The following is a 19,234-nucleotide window of genomic DNA, read 5'->3' as shown; positions in this document are numbered from 1 at the left end:
AATAATAAAAATAAGGCTTAGTTTAAGTCTTATTTTTTATGAATTATAGATATTCATTACAATCAGATATAAATTTAAATAGGTAAAATTAAATTTAAGGATATTAATTTGATTATTTATTATATTATTATTAAATAATTAAAAAATAAAATCTAAAAGAGGGGGCATATTATTTGAATATAGTTATAGTCGAAGATGAAAGCAATATAAGTAATTTAATTTATCAAACTATTAATGACATTTATCCTAATGCAAAATCTACTATATTTGACAATGCAAAAGATGCTCTTGATTATGCAAATGTTAATCATATAGATATATTTTTATTAGATATACAATTAAATGATTATAAGGGAACCTTATTAGCTAAACAAATAAGGTCAATAGATACATATAAATATACACCTATAGTATTTATAACAGCTTTAGCGAATGAAGAACTTTATGCATATAGAGAGATAAAAAGTTATAGTTTTTTAACGAAACCTTTTACAAAAGATGAGCTACTAAAAACGCTTAAGGATGTAATAGAATATAAAAAGCACTTAAATCCTAAAAGTAAGAAGTTAAAAATTACACAGAAGCTATTTATATTTGAATATGATTTAAAAGACATTATATATATCGAATCTTTTGGTAAAAAACTAGAAATTCATTTAAATAAAGGTAGTGAAGTAATATCTGGATATTCATTAAAATCAATACTTGAGCTTATAAATGATACAGATTTTATTCAGTGTCATAAAAGCTATATAGTTAATAAAAATTATATAGAAAAGATTGATAGGGCAAATAAGATAATTAATCTTAGTACTTCTGACAATATACCTATAGGAAAGAAGTTTGAGTATAATGTTTTATAGATTAATAGCCCAAGCATTACTTGATAGTTTATCTACATTTCTTATATATAATTATCTAATTAATAAAAATATAAATAAGAATAATAAAAACTTGCTTTGGATTTTACTTACTACAGTTATATATATAATAGCTAGAATTAACAGTACACCTGTTGATGGTTTAAGTCAAAGTAAACTTTTCTTTACCTATGCAAATTATGATTTATTCCCTGTAAATTCTATTGCAGGTGTATTATTTTTAGTGCTTGGATTTATGATTTTAAATAGCTATTTATTTAAATCTAGCAATAGTGAAACCTTTTATCTTACATTGGTTTCTATTGTAAATTTTATTTTTCTTAGGTTAATCATAATATCTATATTTAAATATATTGGTTTAACTAACACAAGTGTTTATGAATATGGATATAGGATTTTGATGATCTTTATCTTATACTTCACATTAATTTTTCTTAAATTACCTCTTTACAAATTTAGAGAGTATTTAATAAGCAGTCAATATATATTTAAAATTGTGGTTGTTAATTCTTTTATATTTTTAATATCATTAGTATCATTTTATAATTTTAATACAGCTGCCTTATTAAAAAATATCGTTTTCGTTTTAGTATTTTTACTTATTATTTTATTTATTAATTTCGCTACAGTAATAGTTCAAAGAGAAAAGCTAATTCAAAAGAGAAGACTTGATACTATTGAAAAATATGTTCCAGTAATAGATGACTTAATAGATGAAGTAAGGTCTAAGCAACATGAATTTGATAATAAAATATTAGCTATTTATAGTATTCTTGAAACCTCACAAAATTTAGATGAGGCTAAGAAAAAACTTGGTTCGTATAGTGATAGTATAAAAATAGATTATGGAATTAAGAAGATTATGGTTATCGATAATAAGGTTATAGCCGGATTTATTTATTCTAAGCTTAAACTAGCTAATTTAAGAAATATAACATTAGATGTTAATATAATCACTAAATTAGATAAAATTCCTATTGAGGAATATGAGCTGATTGAAATATTGGGAATATTAATAGATAATGCTATTGAAGCAAGTGTTTATAATGATGTTATATATTTAGATATAAATAAAAATAATGATAGTTTAGAAGTCTTATTAAGAAATCCTTATAAGTATATTTCTAATTTAGAATTTAGGAAAATGTTTGAATTAGGATATTCTACGAAATCAAAAAAATCAAGAGGATATGGACTATATAACGTAAAGAGTATCGTCCAAAATAATAAAGGAAATGTATTGTTTTATAACTCTACCATAAACGATAATAACTATATTACAATAGGTGTGTCATTACCATACTATTATTAAAAAGTAAATAATTTGAGAACAAAAAGAGGTTTTAAGGGTATAAAAAAATTACATATCTTTAAAACCTTCTTTTATGGCTATTTCATTGAATAAGAATTTTTTATGCTTATACTATAGTTATAAACTAATTGACCTAAGGAGTGTGATTAATTTGATAAATTTAATTAAATTAGAAATAAAAAAAGTATTTAAACCAGTAATTACAACATTAATAATTACTACCTTGTTGTTTTTGGCTAATGTTATGAGAGTATCAAATGAGTACTACGTACAACAAAGTTTTGAGTTTTGGAATGTATCAATTGATTATATAGCTGTAATATTTCCAATTTTAGTTGTATGTCCTACTTGTTGGGTTATGTATTATGAAAGGAAAAACAACTTTTTACTATATACAGTTACTAGAGTATCTAAAAAACAGTATATACTTTCAAAATGGATTGTTTGTGTATTAAGCGCCTTTTTTATTGTATTTATACCTATGTTTATAGGTGGATTAGTATCATTATTATTTTTAAACAATGTACATACACCAGCATCTTATGAGCCTCTTTTTCACACGAATTTATTTATGGAGGAGTTTTTAATAAATCATACTTATTTATACGTATTTATTCATTGTTTATGGGATGGATTTTTAGCAATGATTATAGCTACTATGGGATTTATATTTTCTATTTACTTAGATAATATATTTGTAATTCTTACAGGACCATTTATTTACGTTACTTTAGATAATTTTATAATGGCTACATTAGGTTTTCATAAACAAAGATTAATTGTGTCGTTTTATGTTAATTGTATGACTGATACTAATATATTTAATTTATTAGTAGGACCTGCTATATCTATTCTATTTATAATCATACTTTTGATAAGCTTTAAATGGAAAAAAGCGAAAGTATATAATTTATAGGTGATATTATGAATTCTTTATACAAATTAGAAATTAATAAACTTTTATCTAAAAAATTAATATTTCTATGGCTAGTTTTAATTATTTTTAATCTAGACACTAGGATAAACTGCAATTTATCTTCGCAACAATTTATATTAGAAGCATTATCTAATCACTACTATACAATATACTTTATGATTCCTATGTTTTTATTAATGATTATTTCTGGTCTAGATGATGATTATAAATATGCACTAATTAGAAGTAAAACATATTGGAACTACTTCAAATCAAAAATATATGCTTATGGGATATTTTCAATATTATTTGTCTTATCTCAAGTTTTAATAATAGCAATTATGTCAATTGGATTAAGAAATGATAATAGTTTTAACAATATAAACTCTACGTTGTATAGTGTTTTATATTTTTATTCTAGTAAATTTGCAAATCCAAGTGAGATTGTTTTGTATATGACTATTTATATGGTTTTAGGATTTTTTATGACTAGCTTACTTATATGTACTATAAGTCGCTATTTTAGTAAAAGAACATCTATAAAAATAATTATATTTGTTTATTTACTTTCTGCTATTAGCATTAAAATAACTAGCTTAAAATTTATATCTTTTTTATTTATTAACACTTACATAATTTTTCATCATAGCTTTATTTTTGGTTTTGGGATTATACTGAATTTAATAATAGAAATTTTATTTATTTTAATGCTTTGCAAAATAAATAAAGATTATTGGAATAAGGGTATTGCCTTAAATATAAATTGTATATTTGATAACAACCTTATAAAAAAGACTTCAAACAATAGGGGTCTTTATAGATATCATAGTAAGTCTTTATTTAATAAATCCAATATAATGTCAATTATATTTGTATTAATAATAATGAGCATGTGGAAATTAGTATCTTCAGAGGACAATCTATCAGTAAATGAATACTTAATAAATGTTTTTTCAGGTTCTTTTATTGGAGAACTTAATCCACTTATTATATTAGAAATGCTTGTATTAAATTTAACACCTATATATTTATTAAGTGTGTTTATTGAACGGGAATGTAACGATAGAACACTATTTTTAAATATAAGGTTAAAAAGTAGCTTAACATGGTTTAAGTCTATAATTACTGTTTCGTTAAAATTTATATTTTTATACACAATATTAAATATATTAATACCTATTTCTATAGGTATATTGCTTGGAATAAACTTTGAAGATGGTTTTTATAATTTACTTTTTACAGTATTTATTACAAAGTTACTGAGTATAGTATTTGAATTTCTTATTTTATTTTTAGTTTATAGCTTTACTAATAATATAACTTTCTCATTTTTTAGTTTAATACTATTTAATTTAATCAGTGTAATTTTATCTAAATTGATTTATTATATACCTTTTGGAATTTCGAGCTTAGTAAGATACCAATTTATATTAGATGAGTACGGAATAAATTATGGTCTAAATTTAAAAGATGTTATCTTAGAGCTACTAATATTAATTACAATAACGATTATTTATCTAAATTCAAAATACAAAAAGTTAATAATTAAATAAACTTAAAGGAGTGAATTAACATGAATGTTGCAATAAAATTAGAAAATGTAACTAAGTCATACAATGGTATAACTATTTTAAATAATATAAATCTAGAAATAAATAAGGGGGAAACTATTGGTATTATAGGGGCTAACGGTAGTGGTAAATCAGTTTTATTTAAATCAATATGTGGATTTGTGTCACCAGATAATGGAGCTACATTTATTAGAGGTTTAAGACTAGGTGAAAAAATAGATTTTCCTGAAAATGTAGGTGTTTTCATTAATGAACCAGGATATATAAGCATATTTAATGGTTTTAAAAATTTAAAGTTTTTGGCTGATATAAATAATAAAATAGATAACAAAAAAATAAAATATACAATGGAAAAAGTCGGTCTAAATCCAAATAATAAAGCGAAGGTTCAAGATTATTCTCTTGGTATGAAGCAAAAGTTGGGAATTGCTCAAGCTATAATGGAAGATCAAGACATTTTAGTTTTAGATGAGCCTTTTAATGCATTAGATTATAAAACATATGAAGATATAAAAAATATTATAAAGTCCCTTAAAGATGAAGGTAGAACTATATTATTAACAAGTCATAATTTTGAGGATATACAACAACTTTGTGATAGGATTTATATAATGGAAGAAGGTAAATTAAAACTTGCGACGAAAGAAATTATTGATAGATATAGGAAAAGATAGCTTATACTATTAATTAAAGTAATGGGGATTACTTTTATAGCTATTTTTCTATTAAATTTATACGTTGGAATTGAGTAGATTCAAATTTATATATTTAAACATAGCTGATTATAATTTTATTAACATAAATTTAGATAATAAAATAAATATATTTAAAGTGTTGAAAATACTAGATTAATTTAAACTATTTCCGAAACGTAAATTTTAAGGTTAGTTAATAAATTTACTTTTCTTTTATCAATGAGATAGATACCATAAAGATTAAAAGGGGGGGAAATAAATTTTATGGAATGCCAGAAATGTAAAATTGAAATGAAGATGGTTGATTTTAGGGCTGTAGTAGTTGGAGTAAAACCATACATAAGTGCCAGAAAAAAAGGTACCTTTAGAGGTGAAAAGATAAGTGATGTTTTATGTTATGTATGTGCAACATGTGGACATATAGAGTTTTTAGCAGAGAATCCCGGGGAATTTAAGTAATCAAACTAATCGCTAAAAACTTATTTAAAGGTATCTAGTAAAAAAGCCCTTAGAATCCATTTATTTGGACTCTAAGGGCTTTAACTTTATTCTAAAAATGTAACTAGTACCTAAAGTAAAAGTTAAGAAATAGCTATTATTTTTACTAGTTTGTATCTATGGAATATTTAATAGAAATCATATGATTTCTATTAATGGAACAGAAATTAATAATACAATATATATTGAGATATTTAGATTTATAATTTTAGTTACAATAATAATACTTGGATATAAATTATATAAGAAAAAAGAACTATTTTAAGTTGACTACTCCTTAAAAAACTCGTTCAAAGATCAATGATAAAAATATCCTTAAAATTCATTGATTTAAATTTTAAGGATATTAACTTTATGCAAAATAAAAAACATAAAGTAATTAAACTTAATTTAATGTGTTTTGATTTTCTTAATTTAAAAGCAATAAAAGATATTATAAAGAGTATTGTTGATAACAGAATAGAACTATTAAATGCTAGTAAATTTAAAAATAATAATGTTGGAAATAACATTATTATTGCAGCTTTATTATAATTAAAACTCATACTTGTTCACCTCTTTTATTAAATAATGCCAGTTATTTATCTGTAATTCAACTAGTCCCTATCAACTAGTTTATTTTTTTATAATTAACAAAAAATATTATTATTTGAAACTTTTTGCATAAGAATAAAGTCTAACCAAGGTAAAAACCATAAGGAGGATTGGCATGACTAATCTATTATCAATAAAAAGATTGCCATTTATAAACAAGAGAAAAGAACTCAGTTTAGAAGAAAGGGCAATAAATGGAGATAAAGAATCATTTGAAAAATTAATGAATCAAGAGCAAGAATATTTATATAAAATGGCTTTTTTATATACAAAGGATGAACATGATGCACTTGATATATATCAAGATACAGTATATAAAGCATTTTTAAATATAAAAAAATTAAAAGAACCTAAGTATTTTAAAACGTGGATTACAAAGATATTAATAAATAATTTTAATACTAAAATCAAAAAAAATATTAATCACATGGACATTGACATTTACTCGGAAAAAATAGCAGATGTAAGTTATGAAGCAATAGAAGATAAAATTGACTTATACGATGCAATTGATAAGTTGGATGAAAAATATAAAACTCCAATAATACTTCAATACTTTCAAGACATGCCTATAAACGAGATAGCTAAAGTACTTGAATGCAATGAGAACACTGTTAAAACATACTTAAGGCGTGGAAGAAAAAAACTTTACAATATAATAGTGGAGGGAAAATAATATGAGTAAATTTGATGAAATAAAAATACCAAGTAATTTAAGTAGTATTACAAATTCAGCTATAGAAAGAGCTGATAGAGATAAAAAAAGAAAGGGGCATAAAAAAGGATTTATTGTGGCAGCAAGTGTATGTATTATCTGTGCAGGGGCATTAGGTGTAGGAACATTAAATCCATCATTAGCAGAATCTGTTCCTATAGTTCATGACTTATTTAAAGAACTAAATAATAAGTTAAATTTAGGGTATGAAAAACCTAATAAAATACAGGGCATAGGAGATACTAAAACTTCTAATGGCGTAAGTCTAACTATAGATGAGGCTTCAAGTGATGGATATAGCATATATCTTACTTATACAATAAAAAGTGAGGAAAAATTGCCAAGAAATGAACAATTTAAACCTTATGGAGAAGATAGTGGGTTTCTTGATTTTGATGGAGTTAAAAGAATAAAAACTAAAGGAATCGAGATGGTAACTGCATCGAGTTCTGGAGGATATTTTAAGGATAATTATACTTACGTTGGAATAAAAAAATACGGCTTACATCAAGGTAATAAGAATATTCCTAAATATATAGATTTAGATTTAAATATAAGCTCAATAGGAATACATTCTAAAAACTCATATATTAACGGGGAATGGAAATTTAAATTAAGAGTAAACACAAATGATACTATAAAGAATATAAAACCGAAAAATACATCAAATATTTATAATGTAACTAATGTTGGAATAAGTTCATCAAACATTGTATTTGACATAGAAGTTCCAAAGGAAAAGTACTCAGATTATAGCTTGAATTTAGATGAATTACTTAAGGTATATTTAGATGATGAGCAGACTCTCTCATCAGAAGGATATAAAATATCAGAAGACAAAAATCGCGTTACTTATAGAGCAGTTATTGTATATAATGATTATCCAGGAAAAAACCATCCAAATAAATTAATATTTGAGTTTGATGATAAAAATAAGGTAGAAGCGTTTTTAAATGATTAGGCCTTCAGAGTACATTTTCGAAAAAAGTCACCAAAGTTTATTTAATATAAGTATTACCAACGCTTAGGAGTGTATTTTATATTAAAGTGACTTAATCTGAATTAGGACACTACTAAAAATACTCTATGTATTGCAACTACTTTAGTGATGTCATTAACTAGTGCCACTGACGGTATTTTTACTTAAAAGATGTAAATATAGTAATTGGCAGGGGAAGTTTCAGAAGGGATGCTTTTTGATATTGGATATGCCGATGGTATTATTCCTGTGTTAGCACAGCCTGAAAAAGCAGTACCTAATGGAACAAGAGTTGGGTAGAATAAAATTTAACTACTAATTAATAAATATATTTATCTAAAACTATATTATTTTTTTAGTTAATACTCTAATATTAACTATAGAATAGTTACAAAAAGGGGGGGAAATAATTGAAAGAAAAAATAATAATACTTTCTGGACCTGCTGGTGTTGGTAAATCAACAACGGCTGATATTCTAGCAAGTAATTTTAATAAAAGCGCTTACATAAGTGGAGATATAATAAGTCATATGCCTGTATCTGGATATGAAAAGCCATGAGAATCTCAAAGTGCTAAGGGTTTAGTATTAAAAAACATTATAGATTTAAGTAAAAACTTTTTAAGCCAAGGATACAATGTTATTAGCGACTGGGTTATATTTTGGGATGATGCAAAAATAATATCAAAACCAATATTAGATTTAGGTTATGAAGTTCATTATGCTGTCTTATGGTCAGATGAAGTTACAAATTTAAAAAGAGATAAATTAAGAGAAATAGACTGTCAAATGGAAGAAAGAGTAAAAGTTCTTAGAAGTGAGTTTAAAACTTCTAATATTCCAAATCAATATTTTTTAGATAATACTAATTTAGACCTAGATCAAGTAGCTTCAACAATACTATCAAATGAAAATTTTATAATAAGTTTAGATAATTTTAACTAGTTCTTAAACATACATTTGAAGATATATAGTAAAAAAGCCCTTAAAATCTATTTATTTTGATTCTAAGGGCATTAACTTTATGTAAAATATGTAACTCTATAGTCCCTAAAGTAAAATTTTAAGGATTATTAAAATTCAATAATATTTATTAAATTTTATTCTTTATTTAAATCTACATTTTCTTTAAAACCACCATCTGAATAGTTTATAGATACTTTTACTTTTTTATCTATTCCGTTACAAAAAATAGCGTAGATATTATTTTGAGGTTTTCCTTTTATTTTACAATCTAATCCGAAATCTCCGCTACTTAAAGTTAAAAGATACCATCGTTTATCTACCTCTATTATTTCGTTTTTTGTAATATTATGCATCTCTAAATATTTATAAATATAATGATATGCTCTCCATCTTATTACAAAGAAACTGCCAAGGATTAAACCCAATAATATTAAAATACTTATTATGGTTTTTTTCATTTATTAACCTCCCTTACAGGAAACCAAGATATGTGCGTAAATCGGCCACATAGTAAATCTGCATTTTCCCGACGTTACCCCTATAAGAATCGGTAAAGCTCCATGTAAAATGCCACAAAAATAAAAAGCCACATAATTACAGATATTGAAGCTATTAAGAATTTACCTGTTGTATTTTTTTCAATATTTTTATATGTGCGATTTTTATATGCGCAACAAAACTCATATTGATATAAAATTCCCACTAGTAGAAGTAGTATAAATAAACTTAAATTAAATATTAAAATATTTGAAATTTCAAATATAGGAAATACAAATAATCTTACCCCTAAAAGGATTGTAAGTATTGTAGAAATATATGATGCTAGTTTTTGAAGTTTTTTTCTTAATGTCATAAAAGTTTCACCCCTTTATATTAAATAATAGAAACTTCTTACCATCCAAAATATTCTCCTCAATAGAATAGTCCATATTTTGATAGAACCCAATTTTCTAACGGTGTTTGTGTTTGCGCTTCAAATGGAGGATTGGCAATAGTATAGAAAGTTTGATTTCTTTTACTACAAATTTGTAAATATATTTTTCAATCGAGGACTAATATAGCATAAAAATCTTTAAATAGATAAAAAATGGATTGAAATGTATTATTTTAGGATTAAAACATAAAAAATTAGATAATTTACTGAAAATACAGTTAAAATATAAATATGAAAATTAATAAAGCTTAGAGTTTTTTTATTTAAAGATATATAATAAAAAGCCCTTAGAATCCATTTATTTGGATTTTAAGGGCTTTAACTATAAAAATGAAATTTAAGGGATATTAAATTAATAGTTTATATTGAAAATAAAATAGTTACTCATTCAGACCATTAGCTAAATCGATAAGAACTTGGTTCTCGACTCTATAAACAGTCCATTCATCCATAGGAATTGCTCCCATTTTTTTATAGAATTCTATAGAAGATTTATTCCAATCAAGACACCACCAATCTAATCTACCACAGCCTCTATCTATAGCTATTTTTCCTAAAGCTGAAAGTAATGCTTTTCCAGCTCCAATACCTCTTATGCTCGGTCTTACATATAAGTCTTCTAAGTATAAATTAGCTTTACCTAAGAAAGTAGAGAAGTTATGGAAGAATAATGCAAATCCAACTGGCTCATTATTATATTCACCTATTATTACTTCAGCCTGTTTTTTAACAAATAAAGATTCATATAATATTTCTTCTGTTGCAACTACTTCATTTAATAGATTTTCATAATCTGCTAATTCTTTAATAAATGTAAGTATTAATTTATTATCTTCTTTCGTTGCAAATCTAATTTTGAAATTAGGAATGTTAGTATTAATATAGTTTTTCATAATCTAGGCTCCTTTTATTTAATCAGTAATTATATTTAAAAAACAACATTTAAATATCTTTATAACTAAAATTATTTTATTACTATCTCTTTATTGCTAATATCAAGAATAGATATACTACATGTTCCACCTAAATTATCTTGTACTAATTTAGATAAATCTTTTAAAGCATTCTCAAAGTCTTCTATTCTTTTTTTATCTACTAATTCAATATTTAGTGAAATAGAGTTATAAAACTGCTCAACCCTAGAAAACTCATTATAATTTACAAGTTTATATTAATAATATAATTTTAGTATACTATTAAATTTATTTCAATTAGTATCATTGGCGTGTATATGTATAGTACTTATCTAGTATTATAAGTGTTATTAATAGGATACTAACTATTAATGTTGCAGATTTATTAAATAATGGATAATTAATATTTCTTCCTATACTATAATTAGTTAAAATAAGTTAAAAAGGAGGAATTGGTATGGATGCTCCAGTTAAAGCGAATATCAATATGGACGTAATTGATAAGATTGATATTAGAGTTGGAACAATTAAATTAGTTGAGGATGTTGAAAAATCAGACAAGTTAGTTAAACTATCTGTTGATTTTGGGGAATTTACAAGAACTATATTAGTAGGAATGAAAGGTGAAAGAGATAATCCTAAAGAAATTGAAGGCCAACAGGCGTTATTTATAGTTAATTTAGCTCCAAAGAAAATGGCAGGTGAAGTTTCAGAAGGGATGCTTTTTGATATTGGATATGCTGATGGTATTATTCCTGTGTTAGCACAACCTGAAAAAGCAGCACCTAATGGAACAAGAGTTGGGTAGAATAAAATCAATGCCATTATAATTCAAATAAATGAATTGTAATGGCATTAATTTTGTTACAAATATACTAACTAGTAACTAGAGTAAAATTTAACTAGTAATATTTTCATCATATTCTTTATTCATTGAACTATTTTCTTTCTTAGTAAGTGAAAGCATAGTAATTGTAATAATTATACATAATGTTCCTATCCACTGTATTAGATTAAAAGTTACATTTAAAAATATTATTGAAAGAATAGATGCTGACAATGGTTCTACACAAGTAAATACGCTAGCCTCATATGGTTCAATATATTTTAGACTTTCTAAATAGCAGTAAAAAGCTGTTAAAGTTCCAAATAATACTACAAATACAATAGCCAAAACTGACTCAAATGACCAGTTTCCTACAACATCAAAAGGTGACTGTATAAAACTAAAAGCAATTCCTCCAATAAGCATTCCCCAACCGACCACACATAAGGAACCATATCTTTTTAATAAAGATGAAGGCTGTAGTGTGTATATAGCACATGCAAAAGCAGATAGCACTCCCCAGAAAATAGCCGGTTTTGATATTGCCAAACTGTTTAAATTTCCTTTTGTAATGATTAAAAAAGTTCCTAAGATTGCCATAATTACGCAAGATATTTGTTTTAATGTTGGGAGCTTTTTATTATAAAGAGCTAAATAGATTGTGATAATAATTGGTGATAAATATTGAAGTATTGTTGCAGTAGCAGCATTTCCATGGTGTATAGCTGCAAAATAAGAATATTGAACTCCAAGCATTCCAAGTAAAGAAAATATTAAAATCTTTATAATATTTTCTTTGTCTTTCCATATTTCAATTACATTTTTATCACCTTTAAGTAAAGAAAAAATTAAAATAATTGCTCCAGAAAAAAACATTCTTATAACAACAAGCCACTCTGGTGTAAAGTTCTTACTTTGAAATAAATATTGAGCTACCACTCCAGAAACTCCCCAAAGTAATGTAGCAAACATTACTAGAAATAGACCTTTTGCCCTTAAAGAATCATTCATAAAATTTATTTCCTTTCTATGTAAAATTTATTTAATTGATAGTATAATTATATTGATATTGAAAATGTATTTATACAAAAATATAAGCTATAAATATAACTATATTGATATAAGGCTTATAATCTAACTTTTAATAAAGGAGAATATTATGCAAATTCATAATATAATTATTGATGAAAATCAAAAAGAAACAACTAAACATGGATCTTTTGAGTTTCCACTTGCTATATATTCAACTCAAATTAACAAAAATGTATTGGGTTTTATTGATTGGCATTGGCATGAGGAACTTCAATTTTGTATTGTTACAAAAGGAACTGTGAGCTTTAACATTGAAGGAGATATAGTAATTTTATCTGAAGGAGAGGGGCTATTTATTAACTCGCAGCAGCTACATAGTGCAAAGAACTATAAAGACATTGATAGTTCTTTTATTTGTTTTGATTTTCATCCAAATTTAATTTATGGTTTTACAGGAAGTATAATAAATATAAAATATGTACGACCATATGTAGGCAACTCAATGGTTAAGTATTGTATCTTAAAAAGTGATACTAAGTGGAAATCTGATATTTTAAAAGATTTGTTAGAGATTCATAAAGAGTATACAAAGAAAAATTCTGGGTTTGAATTACAAATACTTATATCACTTTTGAATATATGGAATAGTTTAATAAAAAATTGCCTCATATTATACCATGACGATAAAAATATTAACGATAGTTCTAGATTAAAAAAAATCATTAATTATATTCATAATCATTATATGGAAAAGATCAACTTAAAAGATATATCGGGCCAAGTTAATTTATCTAATAGTGCATGTTGTAGAGAATTTAAAAAACATATGAATTGTTCTATTTTTGAATATATTACTAATTATAGATTAATAGTCAGTGAAAATTTATTAATTACAACAAATGAGTCTATTACTAATATAGCTTACCAATGTGGATTTGGAAGTGCTAGCTATTATATTGAAAAGTTCAAGTTACAAACTGGAGTTTCACCTTTTGTTTATCGAAAGAAAAAACAATCAATATCTGATTAAAATATACTTGCATATAATATTTTGTTAGTATATACTATCTTTAGTATATTTTGGAATTATAGTTATGTATCATAGAAACTCAGTTAAGAGGGGTGACAACCTGCTGAGAGCTGACGGTGCCGGGAGGGATTTATAAGGATACTTTGAAAATTCCATCCTCTTATGATTTGTGAAAATCATAATGAATGGTAAAAGCCAAAAGAATAAGTCAGTTTGCCAAACTTTAGTGCATATAAAAGTAATAGCCTTGTGGTGGCTGCAATAGACGACTCAGTGAGGAATAATCCAACGGGGTATAAGCGTGGTACCTTATATGACATTGGAAATACCAAACAAAACCATTTGTCTTGAAGCAGAGAAATCTGTGTATAACACAAGAACTATGTTAAAGTAGCCTTAGGACAATATCGATAGAATATAGATTATATTTCTGAAAGTTAGGTGAAATTTATGAGTAATCATTCTCATGTAGGAGTATCGTACTTTGTACTGGGGTAAGAAGCCTAGGGTCGCTCCCAACAGCTCAGACTTATCTCCCTAGTGACTGAATATATATGAAATTATTGTGAGGTACAGTGAAAACTGTCTATGGTGTATAATTATAATTCTAAAATTTATCTAAATAAAAAGAGTAAGTTATGACTATTAAATTTATATGAGTAGCCATAACTTACTCTTTTTATTCTTTTATTTATTAATTCATAGATTTAACAAATTGTTCTAAAAAATTAAAATCTATATTCTCTTCAATAACATTATATATACGTACAGTATCAATACCTGGTATCACCTTAAAATTCTTATAGACCTTAAAATTCTTCTTGTATAAGACTATTGTAGTTAAAAACTCTTTACCATTTTTAAAATTTATAACATAGCTTTCCTCATCATCGAGTTTTTCTTCTAGCTTATTTTTTAGCAATAATACTGGTATACTTTTATATTGTTTTAAAAAGTTTTCTAATTTCCCAATTCTTGTTATATCTGTTGTTGATGTTACAGTACCACCTTCAAGTATATTATTTCTATGGATTACTTCAATAGTTAAATTATTTTTCGGCAAGTTATCTAAATTAGCTCTTGATGATAAGTTCTTTGGGAAAAGTACAAAGGCTAAAATCACAATCACAATTATAACTTTCCATGGGATAGCATTTCTTTTTTTCATATTTATCCCTCCCTTTAACGGTATTGTCAAAAATATTCAGTATGTTCGCCAATTTACCACACAGAAAACTGGAAATTAACCTCTTTCAGTAATTTCATTTGTTATCAATGATTTTGAAACATACATTGCTTTTATTATATTCTTGAAGCGGGTGTGATGAGAGGTACCCTCTACGAATTTTAGCTGCGCTTTTTCACATTTGCTGATAACTGAAGATACAGGTCGTAGCGCCTCTAACAATTCTTCTTTTGTATATTTGTCCGAAATATTTTCACCTGTTATCAATGATTTTGAAATATACAATGCTTTTATCCTGTTCTTAAGAAGTGTGTGATGAGAGGTACCCTCCGCAAATTTGGGATGTATTTTTTCACAGTTACTGATAGTTGAAGATACAACTTGTAGTGCCTCTAACAATTCTTCTTTTGTATATTTGTCCATAACATTTTCACCTCAAATTCTTATTTATATTATATTACAGTCTTTAACTTAATTATATCTAAATTTAAAGTTTAATAAAAGGTCTACAAAATAGCTGTTTTCATGGACACTTTTATTCTAAATAATACAAATTCATAAAGTGAAATTTAGAAACTAATACAGTTTTAAAATTAAATCTTGTATTATAGAGCACTAAATATAAAGTAGGTGATATATACAATGGAGTTAAACGTGTTAAAGGATTTTATAAAATTATACCCATTTAGGTACAAAAAATGGCCTTTCAGGCATAATGTATTGCAAAATTAAGGTTCATCTGGTAGTTTAGTAGTGGAATCAAGAAATTATCATAAGCAAAGAGGAGAACTAATAAACTGTGAATGTAGAAAACTTATGCTTAGATGAGAATATAAAATTAAGATTTATAGGAAAAAATCAGGATGCGATATAACTACAAGAAATAAGGCATATTACTATGACATTATAATGATAAATTACAGTTTAATATTTGATTGGTTTTTATAGGTGCTAAATTTAAATGATATAAATATTATATATAGTACTTAGGGGGCAGGAGATGAGTAAAATAAGTAAAATTATAGTAAGTGTAACTACAATAGTAGCAGTACTTATAGCGTTGGCTTTGATTAAAAATATTAACGATGGATACAAATTATCTATTACAAATACAACTGATTCAACTATTATTGATTTAGAATTAAGGTATAAAGTTGGTGGAGTAATAAAAACAATTTCTAAAATAGATCCAAATAAATCTTGGAAAGAAAAAGTAGATACTAAACAAATTCAAGGAGAAAATTCAATATTCTTAATATATAAAGATAAAAAGGGTAATATACATGATGAATGCTTAGTTGGATATTTGGAAAACGGATATAGTGGACAAGTTTATGCAGTTATTAATAAAATTGATGAAGATGGAAAATTAGAGATAAGTTTAGAATAAAAAAATATTTTACTATTCAATTAGTAATAGCAATAAAATATGAAGTAATATTGGGGGAGGATAAGATGAAAATTAAATCAGAAAATATAGCATCTATTATAATAATATTAACTATAGTATATGTTATAGGAACTCCTACTGGAGCATTAAGGTTTGCAATTGCAAGAACAGGAAATCCAATTACTGCAGTAAACCTTAAAATATCAGATAAGCCTTATAAGAAGAAAATAGGAAAAAATCAAATGATATATACTCTAATAAACCCTCCTGTTGAAAAATCTACTTATAGTGAATTGAAAAACTGGATTATAACAAAGTATGGACTAATATACTGGGGTAACTTTTATGGTTTGTAAAATTAAATCCTAACCATAGTAGAAGGAGGATTGTAAAGTATGTCTGAAAAAGTAATGATTAAACCAAATAGTATAATAAAGTATATAATAATAGTAATTTTTTCTATGATAGGATCTATAATATTTTATTCGTCTAAATTTCTTGGAACATTTCCAATACCTGTCATAATTCCATTTTTACTGGTTCTTATATATAAAGAAGTACTAAGTATAATAATAATAGGGTCTATTAGTATTTTAGTTACTAAATTATTTATGCCAGAATTAGGATATAATATAGTTTTAATAATAATGGGTATACCTTGGCTAGCCTTAATTGCTTATTCAGGAAAATATGTAAATGAATATATACATGAAGAAAATAGATTAAAAAGATTAAGTATAATAATATCAGTTGTATTATTTATGATAATCAGTGTTTTCTTTTATATGGGGTTAAAGAGAGATCCTATAACTTACTTAAAATCTAAGTCTGTACTTGAAGAATATGTTAATAAAAATTATAAAGGGAAGTTTATTTTAAAAGACTTTAATTGTTATACATTTCCAGAATTATATTATACGTATAGTATTAAGGATAAAAAGGATGGAAAAGTTTATTATTTATCTTATAATTTATGCAGTAAAAATATATTAGATGGATATCAAAGTGATAAAATAGATCAAAATGTTGAATCAAAGTTAATAAATAAGATAATTTCAAAAACTAATTTTAAAAAAGAAAATATAGAAGTTATGTATATAAGTACAGGAGAAAAATATGATATAGATTACGATTTAGAGAAAAACTATTCAAAGAAAGAAATAGAGTTATTAGACTTATGTTTATATAAAGATATAAATAAGATAAGTAGTGAAGAATATCTTTATAATAATTATGATGAATTTTCAAAGGGTGCCTATGAAATAATAAATGCACTTAAAGAAACTGATTATAAATACAAAGAAATTTATATTAGTTCAAGTTCATCTAAAGAAAATTATAGTATAAATATTAATAATATAAATAAAGTTAACTCTTTAGAATACATAAAAAATAATGTAGAAATACAAAAATAACAAACCGAATAAATAAAAACGACTGTATTGTATAAATACAGTCATTTTTATTTATCATTCATTGCTAAATTTCATATCTTTTACAATATTTTCATTACTATCTAAAAATTTAATTGTAAAATCTTCGCTATTTACACCATTATGAATATTATTTATTGTATTTTCAGCTATTTCTAAATACTCTGGATATACGGCTAAGAAATAATCGTTGATTTTTAGGTCAATTTTATAATCTTTTTTACCTAAAGTAATAACCAATTTAGAAGCATTGCTATTTTTACCGTAAACAATAACACTATAAGTAATTTTATCTGTTGATGGTTCTAATTTAGACATAAAATCTATAGTATAGCCCACATCATTTCCAGTATAATACCCATAGCCTTCATATGAATTTGCATATCTAGATTTACCATATTTAACTAAGGCTTGCGTAGCTAATCCGTCTTCGTTTTTGAAAAGATAAAATTTCTTATCTTCTAAATCTTTAGAATCAATAAATTTGCCACTATTATCTTTGAAAATTTCTATGGCTAATTCTTCATTAGATAATTTATCAGACCCTGTTTGATCATAAACATAATAAGTATACACACTAAATATCAATATACTTATCATAGATAGGACTTTTATACTTTTGTTAAATATGTTTTCTGTATAAGAATCATTTATACTTTCTAAAGTATTATTAAGTTTAGTCTTTTTAACTACTTTTTTTAATAACTTATAACATAATAGACCTAACATTGCACCAGTAGTATTAAAAATAATATCATCTATATCAGATACATTATATCCTACAAATAGCTGAACTACCTCTATACTTAATGATGAAATAAATCCTAGAAAAAGTATTTTAGATATCTTATTATACTTTTCATAATATTATACTAATTTTATGAAATTATACCTATTTAGGTACAAAAAACGGCATTTTAAGCACAATGTATTGAAAAGTTAAAGTTAATTTGATAGTTTATTAGTAAATCTAAGAAATTAAATTATGCTAAGATAGAAAATATAGTAATTAATTATGACAATTACCTAAAATGAATTAGAAAAAGTTAAAGAAGAAACTTTAAAAATAGATAAATTATACTATAAAATACAAATATTATAATTAAGGAGAATGAATATATGATAAACATTGATAAATGTCCAAATTGTGGTTGCGATGAAATAGAGAGAGGAATACAAAAAGGTTATGGAAGTATGCAGCCAATGGATTCATTTGGACTGAGCTCAAATATAATAGCATATATATGCACAGAATGTGGTTATATAATAGCTATGAGAGTAGAGAAGCCAAAGAGATTTAAATAAATTTTTAGGGTGTTAATCTTATGGTTTTAAGTAAGTTTACTTTTATAGCTTATGAATA

Annotated in this window: 24 protein-coding genes and 1 pseudogene; 17 read left to right on the top strand and 8 right to left on the bottom strand. The window is 24.9% G+C overall.

The window, feature by feature from the left end:
* Window positions 1-173: 173 nt before the first annotated feature.
* From JNUCC81_RS10265 to JNUCC81_RS10215, 11 genes are all read left to right on the top strand, one after another.
* Window positions 174-863, top strand: a complete 690-nt coding sequence (locus JNUCC81_RS10265) for a LytR/AlgR family response regulator transcription factor (protein ID WP_454093379.1) — start codon at window positions 174-176, stop codon at window positions 861-863.
* A complete protein-coding gene (locus JNUCC81_RS10260; protein WP_454096391.1) occupies window positions 853-2,193 on the top strand; it encodes a sensor histidine kinase in 1,341 nt (446 codons plus the stop codon). The genes JNUCC81_RS10265 and JNUCC81_RS10260 overlap by 11 nt, the downstream gene beginning before the upstream one ends.
* 151 nt (window positions 2,194-2,344) lie before the next feature.
* The gene (locus JNUCC81_RS10255; protein WP_454093378.1) at window positions 2,345-3,109 is read left to right on the top strand and encodes a hypothetical protein; all 765 of its coding nucleotides are present in this window, start codon (window positions 2,345-2,347) and stop codon (window positions 3,107-3,109) included.
* 8 nt (window positions 3,110-3,117) lie between these two features.
* On the top strand, window positions 3,118-4,662 hold the full coding sequence (locus tag JNUCC81_RS10250; protein ID WP_454093377.1) for a hypothetical protein: 1,545 nt from the start codon (window positions 3,118-3,120) through the stop codon (window positions 4,660-4,662).
* Between the two features lie 20 nt (window positions 4,663-4,682).
* Window positions 4,683-5,354, top strand: a complete 672-nt coding sequence (locus JNUCC81_RS10245; protein WP_454093376.1) for an ABC transporter ATP-binding protein — start codon at window positions 4,683-4,685, stop codon at window positions 5,352-5,354.
* 285 nt (window positions 5,355-5,639) lie between these two features.
* Complete coding sequence (locus JNUCC81_RS10240) at window positions 5,640-5,834, top strand: hypothetical protein (protein WP_454093375.1); 195 nt, start codon at window positions 5,640-5,642, stop codon at window positions 5,832-5,834.
* 393 nt (window positions 5,835-6,227) lie between these two features.
* The gene (locus JNUCC81_RS10235; RefSeq protein ID WP_454093374.1) at window positions 6,228-6,407 is read left to right on the top strand and encodes a hypothetical protein; all 180 of its coding nucleotides are present in this window, start codon (window positions 6,228-6,230) and stop codon (window positions 6,405-6,407) included.
* Between the two features lie 175 nt (window positions 6,408-6,582).
* Complete coding sequence (locus JNUCC81_RS10230; protein WP_454093373.1) at window positions 6,583-7,143, top strand: sigma-70 family RNA polymerase sigma factor; 561 nt, start codon at window positions 6,583-6,585, stop codon at window positions 7,141-7,143.
* A gap of 1 nt (window position 7,144) precedes the next feature.
* Window positions 7,145-8,143, top strand: a complete 999-nt coding sequence (locus tag JNUCC81_RS10225; RefSeq protein WP_454093372.1) for a DUF4179 domain-containing protein — start codon at window positions 7,145-7,147, stop codon at window positions 8,141-8,143.
* A gap of 428 nt (window positions 8,144-8,571) precedes the next feature.
* Complete coding sequence (locus JNUCC81_RS10220; RefSeq protein WP_454093371.1) at window positions 8,572-8,721, top strand: hypothetical protein; 150 nt, start codon at window positions 8,572-8,574, stop codon at window positions 8,719-8,721.
* Between the two features lie 228 nt (window positions 8,722-8,949).
* Window positions 8,950-9,105: a hypothetical protein gene (locus JNUCC81_RS10215; RefSeq protein ID WP_454093370.1), complete on the top strand. Its 156-nt coding sequence runs from the start codon at window positions 8,950-8,952 to the stop codon at window positions 9,103-9,105.
* A 155-nt stretch (window positions 9,106-9,260) separates the two neighbouring features.
* Here the strand turns inward: JNUCC81_RS10215 and JNUCC81_RS10210 are convergent, their stop codons facing one another.
* The 3 genes from JNUCC81_RS10210 to JNUCC81_RS10200 all read right to left on the bottom strand — a co-directional run bounded on the left by JNUCC81_RS10210 (window position 9,261) and on the right by JNUCC81_RS10200 (window position 10,953).
* Window positions 9,261-9,584, bottom strand: coding sequence for a hypothetical protein (locus JNUCC81_RS10210; protein WP_454093369.1), 324 nt, complete (start codon window positions 9,582-9,584; stop codon window positions 9,261-9,263).
* A gap of 80 nt (window positions 9,585-9,664) precedes the next feature.
* Window positions 9,665-9,979 (bottom strand): hypothetical protein, encoded by a 315-nt coding sequence (locus JNUCC81_RS10205; RefSeq protein WP_454093368.1) that lies wholly within the window; start codon window positions 9,977-9,979, stop codon window positions 9,665-9,667.
* Window positions 9,980-10,440: 461 nt separating this feature from the next.
* Complete coding sequence (locus JNUCC81_RS10200; protein WP_454093367.1) at window positions 10,441-10,953, bottom strand: N-acetyltransferase family protein; 513 nt, start codon at window positions 10,951-10,953, stop codon at window positions 10,441-10,443.
* Window positions 10,954-11,431: 478 nt separating this feature from the next.
* Here JNUCC81_RS10200 and JNUCC81_RS10195 point away from each other — a divergent pair, with 478 nt between their 5' ends.
* Window positions 11,432-11,782 (top strand): hypothetical protein, encoded by a 351-nt coding sequence (locus JNUCC81_RS10195; RefSeq protein WP_454093366.1) that lies wholly within the window; start codon window positions 11,432-11,434, stop codon window positions 11,780-11,782.
* A gap of 90 nt (window positions 11,783-11,872) precedes the next feature.
* Here the strand turns inward: JNUCC81_RS10195 and JNUCC81_RS10190 are convergent, their stop codons facing one another.
* Window positions 11,873-12,811: a DMT family transporter gene (locus JNUCC81_RS10190; protein ID WP_454093365.1), complete on the bottom strand. Its 939-nt coding sequence runs from the start codon at window positions 12,809-12,811 to the stop codon at window positions 11,873-11,875.
* A gap of 148 nt (window positions 12,812-12,959) precedes the next feature.
* Here JNUCC81_RS10190 and JNUCC81_RS10185 point away from each other — a divergent pair, with 148 nt between their 5' ends.
* Window positions 12,960-13,862: an AraC family transcriptional regulator gene (locus tag JNUCC81_RS10185; RefSeq protein WP_454093364.1), complete on the top strand. Its 903-nt coding sequence runs from the start codon at window positions 12,960-12,962 to the stop codon at window positions 13,860-13,862.
* Window positions 13,863-14,556: 694 nt separating this feature from the next.
* On the opposite strand, the gene JNUCC81_RS10180 is transcribed toward JNUCC81_RS10185, so the two are convergent.
* Together JNUCC81_RS10180 and JNUCC81_RS10175 are read right to left on the bottom strand one after the other, a co-directional pair.
* Complete coding sequence (locus JNUCC81_RS10180) at window positions 14,557-15,030, bottom strand: hypothetical protein (protein WP_454093363.1); 474 nt, start codon at window positions 15,028-15,030, stop codon at window positions 14,557-14,559.
* Between the two features lie 75 nt (window positions 15,031-15,105).
* On the bottom strand, window positions 15,106-15,471 hold the full coding sequence (locus JNUCC81_RS10175; RefSeq protein WP_454093362.1) for a hypothetical protein: 366 nt from the start codon (window positions 15,469-15,471) through the stop codon (window positions 15,106-15,108).
* 577 nt (window positions 15,472-16,048) lie between these two features.
* On the opposite strand from JNUCC81_RS10175, the gene JNUCC81_RS10170 reads away from it, so the two are divergent.
* From JNUCC81_RS10170 to JNUCC81_RS10160, 3 genes are all read left to right on the top strand, one after another.
* Window positions 16,049-16,438: a hypothetical protein gene (locus tag JNUCC81_RS10170; protein ID WP_454093361.1), complete on the top strand. Its 390-nt coding sequence runs from the start codon at window positions 16,049-16,051 to the stop codon at window positions 16,436-16,438.
* 65 nt (window positions 16,439-16,503) lie between these two features.
* The gene (locus JNUCC81_RS10165; RefSeq protein WP_208335040.1) at window positions 16,504-16,794 is read left to right on the top strand and encodes a hypothetical protein; all 291 of its coding nucleotides are present in this window, start codon (window positions 16,504-16,506) and stop codon (window positions 16,792-16,794) included.
* 39 nt (window positions 16,795-16,833) lie between these two features.
* The gene (locus JNUCC81_RS10160; protein WP_454093360.1) at window positions 16,834-17,853 is read left to right on the top strand and encodes a hypothetical protein; all 1,020 of its coding nucleotides are present in this window, start codon (window positions 16,834-16,836) and stop codon (window positions 17,851-17,853) included.
* Window positions 17,854-17,907: 54 nt separating this feature from the next.
* Here JNUCC81_RS10160 and JNUCC81_RS10155 read toward each other — a convergent pair whose 3' ends face one another.
* Both JNUCC81_RS10155 and JNUCC81_RS10150 read right to left on the bottom strand, forming a co-directional pair.
* Window positions 17,908-18,600, bottom strand: coding sequence for a hypothetical protein (locus JNUCC81_RS10155; protein WP_454093359.1), 693 nt, complete (start codon window positions 18,598-18,600; stop codon window positions 17,908-17,910).
* A 30-nt stretch (window positions 18,601-18,630) separates the two neighbouring features.
* Window positions 18,631-18,675: pseudogene (locus JNUCC81_RS10150) on the bottom strand (hypothetical protein); the annotation flags it as partial.
* 315 nt (window positions 18,676-18,990) lie between these two features.
* On the opposite strand from JNUCC81_RS10150, the gene JNUCC81_RS10145 reads away from it, so the two are divergent.
* Window positions 18,991-19,176, top strand: a complete 186-nt coding sequence (locus tag JNUCC81_RS10145; protein ID WP_454093358.1) for a hypothetical protein — start codon at window positions 18,991-18,993, stop codon at window positions 19,174-19,176.
* The last annotated feature ends 58 nt before the right edge of the window (window positions 19,177-19,234 follow it).

This window comes from Faecalimicrobium sp. JNUCC 81 (assembly GCF_053667625.1).
The sequence above is the reverse complement of the archived record's forward strand: the minus strand, read 5'-3'. Positions and strand labels throughout refer to the sequence as shown.